Below are 12,484 nucleotides of genomic sequence, written 5' to 3'. Positions count from 1 at the left end.
GACGTTACTTGTGATAGGCGGTCCGGCGCTGCATCAAAGGTTATACCAGCAAGCTGGAGAACTATGGCCGACCACAGGGTCGTGGCATGGGACCTGAGACATTCCCGTTGTGGCTTGGCGGTGTTCGTGTAGGGATTGTGCTCGTCGATCTGCCGCGTCGGCCTCGTAAACGATCGATCTGAATTACAACATAAAGCCCGCCAGTTTACTAACTGGCGGGCTTGTGGCGATTTCAGATGTTTCCCTATGCGGCGCGTATGGTCGGAATTTCACTAAGATCTATAGTGTTCTCCGCATTCCATGCATCATAAGCACTCTGCATACGAAGCCATACCGCTGCACCGTCTCCAAATAACTTGCCTAAACGTGCCGCTATATTAGCAGACACAGGCTTACGCTCCGTCATAATATCATGGAGCTGCTGCCGCGAAATACCCAGTAAATTAGCTATTTCGGTTTTAGTCTTATTCGTTTCGGGAATGATATCCTCAAGTAATGCACCCGGATGTAGCGGGCGCCTTTTCAGTGGCCGCTTCACATCATGAGACATTCTTATACCTTTCTTCCTTTGTGTATCTCGCTTCCGCGAGGTTTGTAGCCCGAGGTTGGCAGGTGTCCGCCAACCTCGATTTTTAATGATACTGCTCGAAATCTACGTTATAGGCATTGCCATCAACAAATTCGAACGTTAAACACCATGGACCGTTAACGTGAATGGTGTACCTCGTTGGGTCAAACCCATTGAGGGAGTGGAATTGAAACCCGGGCAAGTCCAGTTCTGTCAAACTGTCAGCCTGTTGCAGACGATCAAGCCTCACAAGAATACGCTTGTGAAATTGGTTACCAATTTTGCCTGATGCACCTGTCTCAAATAATTTGGACAGGTCTTTGTTTTTGAATGACTTGATCATTTAGTCCTCTGTTTATCGTTATGGCGGTTCTCCTTCTTTGTTTAGAACTCCATGAATGTAAGCGACTTGCTGACAAATGTAAATAGCAATGTAAGCTATTCACTTACATTGTTTTATGCATTCTGATGCCAGCCTCGGTTTGCCGGGGCTTTTTCATGCCTTTCATATGTCGGGGAAACAGATTGCCAGAGCTGCCGCGGCGGATGCAGCAGCACTCACACCAGCAGCCAACGTATTCCGTAAGGTCGTCTTTTTGTAGTAGACGATTTGAGTGGAGTAAGATGGTATTTGAGCACCAAAGAAGCTCCCCTCTCCCTGCTTATCACCGAAAATAATTGCGCCGTCGTTGCCTTTGGGGTGTAGTAAAATAGGCGGCTTCACGCATGCCGCCCAAACCCATAGCCCGCTTGATATGGCCCACAATCCGACTGATGCAAAAGCAAACGTATTCATCATTCCCCCTCTATTCTGATTGATGATTATTGGTCTAAGGCTTTGTCGATTGCCTCGTTATGCAGGCGTTGGAATATTGCTTCCAATACCAATGCAGCCTTCAATGCCGAGAGATATGGGATATCACCATCAGCACGGTTCAGTTGCAGCCGTTCGAGTTGTTGCAGCTCATTATCCTCGATCTCAAACGTGCATCTCGTAACACCGTTCACTTGACTGATCTTAAGGTTTGTCATTGCAGTGCTGATCCCTCTGGTCTGAATTCAACAGCGGCGGCAAACTCGTGAGCGGTATTATCCCAACTGCATTTCTCGCAAACACGGTGCTGCGTTCCATCAGGTGCATCGCACAGCATTACACGAGTACGATTGCAGCGCTCGCATTGTGTGCCGTCATAATCGCCATTCTCGTACCAAGGACTATCACCAGACCAGCCTTCAAATATGTTCATGGCGTCACATGCCCAATCATTTTGATCTCAACCGGTACTGTGGGGATCACGCTTAGCGATAACCAGTCGAATTGCACACCAAGCGCCACAGCCGCACATGCCAGACGATAGCGTTGCATTACTGCTGGATCAAAGTGATGGTTTCACGGGATACGAAAAATGGATAAAGAAGACTCGATCAAACGTTCTGGTGTTCACGTGGTGACGTTGTCCCGAGCCATGCACCAAAACTCGCATTCTGTTATTACCGTGTTCCAATTCTGGAAAGTAATGAAGCTGGGCTGAGATCCGGTCCAGCGTCATCTTTTACAATACCATCCGCTGTAGGACGGAACAGAGTCGTTAGGATTATTGCCCTGTCCTCTTCGGTGGCTGCGTTGGATGCGGTCAGCGCAAGATATGTTTCCGTCATAACGGCTCGTTCCTCTGCATCAATTGCTAGGTGATGCTCGCTTAGAAACAAACGTATGATTATTCTTGCGGCCCAAAAAACAATAGTCGTTGCCACAATTCCCATTGTTACTAACGTTAAATATACAGCTGCGGGTTTATCGGCTGTGGCAGTCAGAACTGCGTGACGCGCTATGAGCGAAAGGATACCAAGAAGGAGAAGCGATGCCGGGACAGAGAACCACAGCAATCCGCGTCTGTACGACGCTGCATTGTCGAAATGAGTTTTCGATTTCTTTTTCCAGTACTCTACGGGTGCCTTAAGACGCATATGCTCTCGATATAGAGCTTCCGTTTCCTGAATACTCTTGATTGCAGCTTCCGTTTTGATGTCTGTCCGCTTCCTGACAACCCAAGAACGTTGCCTAGCTTGACGGAGTGTGAGGGCGGTTGCGCTGCGCACAGCTACTCTTTCTGAGTCAAACTTCTGACGTTGCTCCTGTGTTTCGCTCTCCGTATTTTCACGTGCGTCGACAAACTTTTGGTGAAGCTTCTCCAATGATTTTTGAACTGCCGCAGGGGCTTTTGATGTGATCTTTTCATCAAAGGCGACCATTAGGATCGCTCCTTTGATGTGTTCATAATTTGACCAGTTCAGACCCGGCAAATTCATCCACGAAGTCAATGCAGCAGCCGCTGCTATCGGCGATTCCGTCCGCAGTTCATTTATAAAACTTCCTACCGGAGAAGTTGAAAGCGGTATTTTAGCACCACGAAAAGCTTGTTCTAATGCTGTTTTTAACTGCGTACGCTCTCGTTCGTCACTATTATCCCGTCTGACGAATTTATTGATCTGATTGAACTGATGGTTAATTTGACTCCACGGAGCATCGATATTACCTTGGACCGGCGCAGACCCTAACCAGTTAAGAAATTTCATTTCCTGATCCAGGAAACTGACCACATTTTCAAGAGCGTCATAACTCAAAGACCCGTTAGACCTGCCAAAATCAACTTCTAAAAAACTCTCTTTCATTCCCGCCTCTTCAATCACACGCCCATATTCCGGGCGAATCCCCGGCGGACATTTCACTACAACGCTTAGGGCTAAAGCAATGGCTTAGGCTGTGCTTTGCTAATATTACCATGTCCGTGAATATTCGCGGGCATGGTTACGATCACAGCATCCACTCGCGAAGCCTTTTACAATCCAGTTGTTCCGACAACGGATTTCCCCGTTAACTACCCGATCTTCGGAAAGAACGTCGGGGAGTTTCCCGCAACCGATCTTCAGGTCGAGGTGAATGGGGAACTGCGGACAGACTTCACAATCATCGCTGACTTCAACGAAGGTATCTCAACCAACGCTGTCGTGCGGATGAACGTAGCCATTGCGGGATTTGTAACAGTTCGAGGCAGGCGCAACCCACGCCGTACAGACCAGTATATGAGCGGTGCTCCGCTCCGCATTCCTGATCATAATTACTCCCTGAACCGGCTTGAAGCTGAGATGCAGGAAGTCCGGCGCGATGCAGACGGATTTTCAAATGGTTTGAAGGACGAAATCACGGCGCGTATTGCTGGCGATGCAGCACTAAACAACCGTATAAACCAAGAAATTATCGACCGGCAAAACGGCGATACCGCTCTAGCCTCCCTCATAGGACAAGGCGGTCCAATCTCTGAGCATATTTTTGAAACAAATCTCGCTGTTGGTTTCGCACAGGTAAAGCCCGGTTTCAGTTCCATTCTGACGCTTGGCAGAACCATTCCCGGCGATGGCGATGGTGGGCTGTATATCGCAACGAACAGTGGTTCGAGTGACACTATCGTCTCTGGTGATGGACGCACTTGGTATAAATTTGAAGATATTATGCCGTCCCGGCTTAAAACCGGGCAAGAAGTCGCCTTCCAGAAGAAGCTGAAGCTACGTGAACGTCTGTGGTCCGACCGAAATTATTATGTTCGACCAGATGGCAACGACACCAACGACGGCTCGTCGAATGCTTCGAACCGCGCATTCAAGACGATCAACCGTGCGCGTCAGGAAGTCTATGGAAATATCGACCTGAATGGGTTCACCGCCTATGTCAATATTTACGATGGCACCTATACCGAAACTGTCTATTGTGTCGGCCAGCCGGTCGGGCAAGGCGCGAATCCGACGCCGGTTGTGTTCCGTGGCATTGGGGCGGCGTTGACTGATGTAAATGTCGCGGGCGGTTTTCAATCTCTATCGGGTGCCAGGGTGCATCTGACTTGGATGAAGTTGGACCCACTGAACGCAAATAACTACTGCATGTTTGCTCGCGGCGTTGGCAGCTTCATTTCTGGCGATAATCTCCAATTTGGTCAATGTGGAACGCCGGGAGCTTCGGTCACTGACCACATGATGGCAACGGATGGTGCGGGCCTTGAAATCACGGGGCCTTATTCCATCACAGGCGGAGCACTCAACCATTATCACTGCACCGAAGGCGCTTTCATGCGTATCGCGGGGCAGGTAGTTTCTCTTTTCAATACCCCGAATTTCAACGGTCAGTTTGCTGGCGTTGCATCAAGTTCTCTCTTCGTTATCGGAGTTGCGTATTCAGGGCCTGCAACCGGGCGCACTTATCTGGTTCACTACAACGGTGTTATTCGTGCAAATCTGGACACGCGAAACGTTTTTCCGGGGAATATTCACGGGGTGGAACGTAGTGGCGGTCGGCTTGATGCCGCGTCTATGTTTTCGGCGCACAAAAATGGGGCCAACCAAGTCGTTACGAATGGCAATTGGGTTAAGCTTACAATGCCAGCTTTGCAGTTTACCTATGGCGGCGATTACGACACAACAAACAACCGATGGAATCCACGCGCTGGAGAAGTGGCGATTTCGGCAACTGTTACTCTTTCGTCAGTTGCGGGGGCTGACCAGATCCTTGGCGTGTCGATTTTCAAGAGTGGCGTAGAATTTAAGAGTGCGCTCCTAAATTCATCAGGGGCAAACGGCGTGGCCCGATCGATCTGTGTGACAGTTCGCGACACAACGGATGGCAGCGCTTATTATGAGCTATTCGTGCGTGGCGGGGATGCTGGTTCTTCAACCGTATCTGGAAATGCGGCTTGGACGCATTGGAGTGGAAGGCAATATTAAGCTATGGATAATTCATCAACCTTTGCAGAAACAATTCTTCACGCTGCATCCAGCACAACGTTTGTTTTGCTCGATGTCATGATCGAAAAGAAATTGATCGCGCCCCACGAGGGAGTGAATGTGCTTCAGCATTATGCCAAAAAATTGCTCGAGGCAGCTGAAACTAATGGGGTACTTAAGGAAGTTCGAGAAACGGTATTTGGTGTTGAAATAAAGATTCAGCAAATTCTGAATGTGACACTTACCACTGACGCCCCATAAATTCGTCTTCAGTTTCGGGTACTTCTTTCATTTCCCATTTTTTAGCCGCGTCATTCCATCGCTTCAGAATGATATGAAAGCCATCGCTACGCGTTCCATCTGACATTTTGCGAAAAGGAGATTGGAGCTTTGCTCGCTGCCAGCCTTCGGCTTCGTACGGTTTTGTTTCAGACACGTCGAGCAGCGATATAATTTTAACGAGAATTTCCCGCATCCCACACCCCAAAAATTCCTGAGCCATTTCGATATATACTTCGAAACAATCTGAGCGCCAAGATGTGCTTTGCGCCTGAACGACAGCCACTGTTAGGTTTTGATACGTTTCGTTACCTAAACAGAGAGCGTAAAATTGGCCCGTCTCCCTTCTGTTGCTGATCGCAAATCAATCTTCCAAGGCCCACAGTCTGCTGTATCGGGGTCTACCGCCGCAAATCCATTTATGCAAATCGCTGACGCAATAGGTAGTATCGGTACAAAACTGGAAGAAGGCCAAGTGTTTCAGTCGGGTATCGACGGACAGAGTGCGCCTTATCGAGATGACGCGGGCAATCTCCAAGTCGATCTTCGCAGCAATTACAGCGAGACGGGCCGGGCCTATAATCGGGCTGCAATGCAAGGCTTTGCTGCTCGCTCCGCTCTCGATATAAGGAAAGCCGCTCAAGCGCTTTCAACCGAACACACCGGCGACGTTAAGGCTTTTGAGAGTGCTTGGCACGGCTTCAAGAACCAATTTCTGAGTAATGCCCCAAAAGAGATGCGCGGCGTCGTATCCGGGCTTCTCGATGAGGAAGGCCAGCAATTTGCGCTAGGTGTCTCTGAGCAACGACGCAAGCGTGACATTCAGGTCGCTAAGGGCGACATGGAAGCCACAAAGCAAATGTACATGGATGATTTGTTCACATTAGCGCGTTCTGGTGGTGTGAACACGGAACAATACAAGTCAACGAGTGGCAAGCTTGTTTCGCTCTTGGACGAATTAGCCACCAATCCGGATTTTGCATACAGCGCGAAGCAAGCCGAAATTGAAAAGCGGCGTGTAGAGTCCGCTGCCATAGGCTATTCGCTTGTCGGAAACGTCGATGATCTTGTAGGGGCTGGCAACACCGCTGGCGCACTCAAGCTCATTGATCGTGTGCGAACCGATACATCCCTCACTCTTTCTCTGCCAGAACGCAACCAGCTTGCGGGAATGATGAGAGAGCGTATCACGGCTCAAAAGGCAATTTGGGACGAAGAGGCAAAGCCATTCCTTGCGAAAGGTAAAGATCTCACGGACCAATTTAAAGCCGGTTATGGATACGACAGCCCGGATTATGCCGCGGTATATCAAGGCCTTTGGCAGACCGGAAAATTTTCGGAAGCTGCGAAACTGGCCAACGACCGCGATATGTATCGCGACCAATATGCCAGAAAATCGGCTAATACCCCTACCGGCTCACTGGTATCTTATACCGGCAATTTGATGCGCCCAAATTTGGATGCATCATCAGGTCGGAAGTTGGGACAGTCTGGACCTTCTGAAGCACGCGCTTTCCTTCTTGCCCGCAGTAATAAAGATGCCAGTCACGTTGATGGCATGGACGCGGGTTTCGGTAACAAACTCGCTTCTTTGATCCAAGCCGCTCCTCCCGGCATCGCGGAAAAGCTCGGCATCTATTCCGGGGCGCGTTCGGTCGAACGTCAAACTGAGCTTTGGAATGATGCTCTAAAGAAATACGGCTCAGTTGCAGAAGCTCGTAAATGGGTTGCACCACCTCCGGGCGTGGCTGGTTCGAAGGGGTCGAACCACAATCACGGTACTGCTGCCGATCTCTCGTATAATGGTCAGAGTTTGAAGAACGCTCCGCCTGAAGTCGTTGACTGGTTGCATTCGCACGCCAAAGACTTCGGGCTGAAATTCCCGCTCTCGAATGAGAATTGGCACATTGAGGATGACAGCACGCGCAGAGGTGCATCGAGCGGTCCCACCCCGGCTTGGGTGCGCGACCCAGATTACGTCAAAGGCCTTCGTGACGCCGTCACTGACCGCTACGAACTCCATTTCGACGACTTCAAACAGATGTTCACGAAGGGAAATATCCCTTCGCTCGACGAGATACAGACTCTTGCCGACGCAATTCCACAATTCACCAGTGATAGCCTGCGTCTGAAATACTCCGAAGTTCTCCGCGGCGCAGAATTCCTGCAAAACCTTGAACTGCAATATCCCGATAAGTCCGACCGTGATGCCGTTATCACCGCGATAGAGGCGGGAATGCAGTCTGATGGTGCAACAATCGCACAGCATCAGGCCGTTCAGTCATATCGAGAAGCGGAAACCGCACAGGCTAAGGCCCTAAAGGATGATCCGATTGGATATGGTGCCAGCCGTTACAGTCAATCCGTAGGGGCGCTATCCGGCTTTCCTTCGGGAAATGATCCCGACGCGATCAATGCGGCCGTAGCTTCCCGCCAGCGTGCAGGCATGGCCCTTGTTTCAGCCGGAGAGATTTCCTCACCACCTTCTGTTTTCCGTCCAAGCGATTTCAACGCTCTTGGTCAGATATGGCGCTCCGATGATCCGGCGGCGCTGAATTCCTTGACGTCATCGCTGTTGCAAATGCCGAGCGATACGTTCGAAGCAACTTTAGAAGATCCAAAATACAAGGACATCATTTCGGGCGCGGCTGTTTCCGTTGATCCGAACAAGCATATGGCAGCCATGCAACAGCTTCAGACATTGAGCGAACATGTCGGTATTGGTGCGGTTGAGCGAACCTATTCCAAAGATATTGTTGATCGTTTGCAAGATTGGCAGGCGCGCGTCCGCTATTACGGCCCGGAAGAGGCAAAAGACTGGCTCAAGCAGCGGAACGACCCGAAATGGCAGGAACGCGTCAGGCCGCTTGTTACAGCTGGTGAGAAGGAAGCCCGCAAGGCTTCGGTCAACGATCTCACCGGACAGATCGGTAATGCCTGGTTCACAAATCCAGACGCACCGACCGACGCTCTTACCCAACGCATGATGCTTAACGATTATGTAACGCTGGTAGGCGAACGCAACGGTGCGCTGAACGATATCGGCAAGGCAAAAGAACAGGCTGTTATTCGTATGCGTGAAAAATGGTCAGCATCAGCCGCGGTCAATGGCCGGGTTATGCTTTACGCCCCGGAATCCTTCTATCCGGATGTTAACGGTTCCAAAGACTGGATGAGCGATCAACTTTCAGAATTCGCGTCTGCGCGCGGGATGGATATTGATCGTCTATCGCTCGTTTCCGACACCAAGACCGAAGGCGAAATTCAGAACAAGCAGTTACCGGGCTATCTCGTTGCAAAGGTCGATCCAGAAACCGGATTCGAGGATATACTCACCGACGATGACGGCAACATCGTGCGCGTGTTCTTCGATCCTGACAGAGCGGCCTCACTGGCACGCGATAAGCTCATTCAACAACGCAAGTACGCGAAAGACGTTTCTGATCGCACAAACGCTCTATTTGAGCAGATGAACCGCATGCCAGAGGATGCGACCCGATGATCGTCGTTTCAGATAAGAAAGTCGGATTCACACCGACAGAGCCACAGCAATCAGCCCCCGAAGCGCCCCCTGCAACCACTGGCGAAGCCATCGGTTCGGCATTCACGCTTTTCAACTGGCCTTATCGTGTTGCGCGGTATGCTTATGATCGAGGTATCGGGGCCACGTTGGACCCTGAACACAACCCTTGGGATATGATCAAGGATACGAAATATGCATCTGATCCAGCGCGGTTCGCACATTCGTACAATGCCGCTGAAACTCAGGCGATCATGTACGAGTGGGATCAGGATGAACAAGCGCGTGAAACGTTTGCAAGATCCGGTACATTCGGCACGGCCGCCGCTGTAGGTGCTGGCTTAGTCGATCCCACCATTTTTATGCCGATAGGCAAATTCTTTTCTGGTTTGCAGTCAGGTCAAACCGCCCTCAGGCTTGGGGCAGATACCGCAATTGCAGGCGGCGCAAGCGCTGCCATCGGTGAAGCTGCGATGTATGCGACCACGCCAGATTATAATGTTGGCGATGTCGCTACCGGCATCGGCACGGGAACCATTCTCGCAGGCATTCTTGGTGCAGGCGCTGGTGCTCTCCTTTCGCGGGTCGAACGGAAATCGTTGGAAACGAAACTGCATCAAGATCGCGTGGACTGGGGGAACGATGTTTTGTCATTCCCTAAGTCCGCTGGCGCGGCTGCGACCGATACCCGTCAGTTAGAGCTGGTCCGCACGCCTGCGGATATCGCAACAGACGTTATTCGCTCAGTCGTGCCTGATGGAATTAAAGACAAAATCCCCAATCTGGACATCACTGCGAAGTTGTCCCCCACACGCAGGCTTTTTAATTCTCCATTTGTGTCCGCCCGGCGCGCGACCGCTGACCTTGCCGAAACGCCCTACATCTTCAAAGAAAACCTTGAGGGCATTGCTACCACCCAAGGCCCCTCGCTTGATAGACTGGCCCGGAATCAGATCGGGCAGTCCAAAGTCGCAATCGTAGACAAGCTTGAGGACACATTCACGCGCTATCGGTTTGGTGCGCAAGACCCGAATATCCTGCAACGTCAGGCCACGCATATCTCAGATGCGCTTGGCAGGCCGCGCGACAAAGCCAGTTATACCGAATTCAAAAGCATGATCGACGATGCTTTGCGCAATGGCGACATGCATGAAGTTCCTGAAGTGGCGGAAGCAGCCCAATTTCTGCGAAAGAATGTTCTCGATCCTTGGAAGGATCGGGCGATCAAAGCCGGTCTTTTGCCTGAAGATGTCGATCCCGGCACCGCCGCGAGCTATATGTCTCGGCTTTGGAACAAGGAAAAACTGATTGCACAGCGTCCTGTTGCGGTTGAACGTTTCACACAATGGCTGTCGAGCGAGCAAACCCGCAAGGCTGGATTGAAGACCAAGCTTGAAGGATTGTCGAAAGAACTTGATGATACCCAGACCGAAATTGCAAAGCTTTATAAGCAGGCAAAAGGCGACACGGATGGTATGATTGCTGTCAAACAGCGAGAAGCGCAGCAGTGGCAGCAAATTGAGGATGCTCTGAAAGAGTGGAAGGGCAAAAGCGCCAACGAAGCGATTTCCGCGATGAAAGCGCGAGATACGGCTGTATCTGCTCGCCAACCCGATGCGCCGCGCCTGACCGGTGCTGACAATGCCACGACGCGCGCTATCAGGCGCATCATCGCTTCAGATCAGGAAAAGACCGTAGCCGATCTTCAAAGCCGTTCTTCCCAGATCGTTGACCGAATTATCGGAAATCCAGATGGTCGTATTCCTTATGATGACGCATCGATCGGTACCGGTGTCCCGACTGATCAGAGTGCGCGTGGCCCTCTCGCTTCCCGCGAATTCATGATTCCTGATAATATGGTGCGTGATTTCCTCAACACCGACATTGAGGAATCGATCAATGCTTATTTGAACACTGTTGTGCCTGACGTTCTTCTCACTGAGAAATTCGGGGACGTTGACATGCTGGAAGCCTTTCGCAAGCTGCGAGAAGAGCATGACGCCCTCTCAAGTAGAGCCAAAACCGAAAAGGAACGCGCGCAGCTTAAAAAGCAGTATGATGCTGCTGTCACCGATTTGGCCGCTATTCGCGACCGTGTGCGTGGAACCTACGGCTTTTCATCAGATCCTCGCATGCGCCGTGCTGGCCAAATAGTTGGAACCGTTGGCAAGGCCAATATGACCGCTGATCTTGGCGGCGTTACTTTGGCTTCAATTCCTGACGTAGCGGGTTCTATCTGGCATTACGGATTCGCGAGCGCTTTCAAATATCAGTGGGCACCAATGATGCGCATGATGTCATCGCCGGAAATGCGCAAGGCTGCCAATGGTGCTAGACAGGAGTTGAAGGCGCTCGGCCTTGCTTCAGAAACGTACCTTCAGATGCGTGCCGGAAGCTTTAACGACTTCATGGAAATGTATAAGCCGACATCGCGTTTCGAACGCGCCATTGATCAAGTCTCGAACAAATTCTTCCTTACCAACCTTCTGACCCCATGGACCGATTTTGGTAAGTGGGGCGCGGGCATGGTCTCGATGAATGAAATGTCGAATGCAGTCGAAGCCATAGTCAAAGGTTCTGCGAAGAAAGGCCAAGTGCGTAAGCTGGCAGAATCCGGCATTGATGCACATATGGCCGCTCGTATCTGGAAAGAATTGGAGACCGAAGGCGGCTCCAACGTAATCGACGGAGTCCGCGTTACAAATACCGGCAATTGGACCGATATAGGTGCGCGGGACGCTTTCGAGGGTGCTTTGGGCCGCGACATCGACATGATGATCATTACGCCTGGACAGGAAAAGCTACTCCTCCAGAGCCGCAACCCAGCAGCTGCGCTGATCTTGCAATATAAAACTTTCGTGCAGTCAGCGACAGAGCGCCTACTGTTCCGTGGAATGCAGACGCGGGATGTACAGGCCCTTCAAGGCATGATCGCCGCTATTGGTCTCGGTATGATGGGTGAGGCCGCTTATAACCTCGCCGCTGGCAAAGAAAATCCGAACAGCACTGCCAATTGGGTAAAACAGGGCGTTTCGCGGTCCGGTGTTCTCGGCTGGCTGGAAACCATGAACGCGATTTCCTCCAAATGGACGGGCGGCCAATACGACGCATTCCGAATGATCGGTGCAAACGAGCCACTATCTCGTTATCAAAGTCAGGAGAAGCTTGGCATTCTTCTCGGACCCACTGCCAATAAGCTCGAAGGGTTAATACGCGCAGGCACTAATGCGTCAACGGGTGATTGGTCTGATGCAGACACTCGCCGTCTACGCCGCGTCATGCCGTTTCAGAACCTCTTCTATTTCCGCCGCCTTCTCGATCAAGTTGGAGAACAGTGATGCACC

At 51.0% G+C, this 12,484-nt stretch carries 10 protein-coding genes; 4 read left to right on the top strand and 6 right to left on the bottom strand.

What is annotated here, in order from left to right; all coding sequences use genetic code 11:
* Nucleotides 1-244 precede the first annotated feature (244 nt).
* From CQZ93_RS19670 to CQZ93_RS19650, 5 genes are all read right to left on the bottom strand, one after another.
* Nucleotides 245-550: a HigA family addiction module antitoxin gene (locus CQZ93_RS19670; RefSeq protein WP_105544249.1), complete on the bottom strand. Its 306-nt coding sequence runs from the start codon at nt 548-550 to the stop codon at nt 245-247.
* An 82-nt stretch (nt 551-632) separates the two neighbouring features.
* Nucleotides 633-911, bottom strand: coding sequence for a type II toxin-antitoxin system RelE/ParE family toxin (locus tag CQZ93_RS19665; RefSeq protein ID WP_105544248.1), 279 nt, complete (start codon nt 909-911; stop codon nt 633-635).
* 162 nt (nt 912-1,073) lie between these two features.
* The gene (locus CQZ93_RS19660) at nt 1,074-1,367 is read right to left on the bottom strand and encodes a hypothetical protein (RefSeq protein WP_105544247.1); all 294 of its coding nucleotides are present in this window, start codon (nt 1,365-1,367) and stop codon (nt 1,074-1,076) included.
* Nucleotides 1,368-1,390: 23 nt separating this feature from the next.
* The gene (locus tag CQZ93_RS19655; protein WP_105544246.1) at nt 1,391-1,600 is read right to left on the bottom strand and encodes a hypothetical protein; all 210 of its coding nucleotides are present in this window, start codon (nt 1,598-1,600) and stop codon (nt 1,391-1,393) included.
* Between the two features lie 459 nt (nt 1,601-2,059).
* Complete coding sequence (locus CQZ93_RS19650) at nt 2,060-3,241, bottom strand: DUF6161 domain-containing protein (RefSeq protein ID WP_105544245.1); 1,182 nt, start codon at nt 3,239-3,241, stop codon at nt 2,060-2,062.
* A 132-nt stretch (nt 3,242-3,373) separates the two neighbouring features.
* Here CQZ93_RS19650 and CQZ93_RS19645 point away from each other — a divergent pair, with 132 nt between their 5' ends.
* Both CQZ93_RS19645 and CQZ93_RS19640 read left to right on the top strand, forming a co-directional pair.
* Nucleotides 3,374-5,341: a hypothetical protein gene (locus CQZ93_RS19645; protein ID WP_105544244.1), complete on the top strand. Its 1,968-nt coding sequence runs from the start codon at nt 3,374-3,376 to the stop codon at nt 5,339-5,341.
* A 3-nt stretch (nt 5,342-5,344) separates the two neighbouring features.
* Nucleotides 5,345-5,602: a hypothetical protein gene (locus CQZ93_RS19640; protein ID WP_105544243.1), complete on the top strand. Its 258-nt coding sequence runs from the start codon at nt 5,345-5,347 to the stop codon at nt 5,600-5,602.
* Here the strand turns inward: CQZ93_RS19640 and CQZ93_RS19635 are convergent.
* A complete protein-coding gene (locus CQZ93_RS19635) occupies nt 5,583-5,843 on the bottom strand; it encodes a hypothetical protein (RefSeq protein WP_105544242.1) in 261 nt (86 codons plus the stop codon). The genes CQZ93_RS19640 and CQZ93_RS19635 overlap by 20 nt on opposite strands.
* Before the next feature lie 108 nt (nt 5,844-5,951).
* On the opposite strand from CQZ93_RS19635, the gene CQZ93_RS19630 reads away from it, so the two are divergent.
* A complete protein-coding gene (locus CQZ93_RS19630; RefSeq protein WP_146114473.1) occupies nt 5,952-9,122 on the top strand; it encodes a M15 family metallopeptidase in 3,171 nt (1,056 codons plus the stop codon).
* Nucleotides 9,119-12,478: a hypothetical protein gene (locus CQZ93_RS19625; RefSeq protein ID WP_105544240.1), complete on the top strand. Its 3,360-nt coding sequence runs from the start codon at nt 9,119-9,121 to the stop codon at nt 12,476-12,478. Before CQZ93_RS19630 ends, CQZ93_RS19625 begins: the two co-directional genes overlap by 4 nt.
* Nucleotides 12,479-12,484: the final 6 nt, after the last annotated feature.

The organism is Ochrobactrum vermis (genome assembly GCF_002975205.1).
In the GTDB taxonomy this organism is placed as follows: Bacteria; Pseudomonadota; Alphaproteobacteria; order Rhizobiales; family Rhizobiaceae; genus Brucella; species Brucella vermis.
This window is presented reverse-complemented; position numbering and strand designations above follow the sequence as displayed.

Excerpts from the sequence above, each read along its gene's own strand:
- CQZ93_RS19670 (WP_105544249.1), bottom strand. The coding sequence starts at position 550 with ATGTCTCATGATGTGAAGCGGCCACTGAAAAGGCGCCCGCTACATCCG.
- CQZ93_RS19665 (WP_105544248.1), bottom strand. The coding sequence starts at position 911 with ATGATCAAGTCATTCAAAAACAAAGACCTGTCCAAATTATTTGAGACA.
- CQZ93_RS19660 (WP_105544247.1), bottom strand. The coding sequence starts at position 1,367 with ATGATGAATACGTTTGCTTTTGCATCAGTCGGATTGTGGGCCATATCA.
- CQZ93_RS19655 (WP_105544246.1), bottom strand. The coding sequence starts at position 1,600 with ATGACAAACCTTAAGATCAGTCAAGTGAACGGTGTTACGAGATGCACG.
- CQZ93_RS19650 (WP_105544245.1), bottom strand. The coding sequence starts at position 3,241 with ATGAAAGAGAGTTTTTTAGAAGTTGATTTTGGCAGGTCTAACGGGTCT.
- CQZ93_RS19645 (WP_105544244.1), top strand. The coding sequence starts at position 3,374 with ATGGTTACGATCACAGCATCCACTCGCGAAGCCTTTTACAATCCAGTT.
- CQZ93_RS19640 (WP_105544243.1), top strand. The coding sequence starts at position 5,345 with ATGGATAATTCATCAACCTTTGCAGAAACAATTCTTCACGCTGCATCC.
- CQZ93_RS19635 (WP_105544242.1), bottom strand. The coding sequence starts at position 5,843 with ATGGCTCAGGAATTTTTGGGGTGTGGGATGCGGGAAATTCTCGTTAAA.
- CQZ93_RS19625 (WP_105544240.1), top strand. The coding sequence starts at position 9,119 with ATGATCGTCGTTTCAGATAAGAAAGTCGGATTCACACCGACAGAGCCA.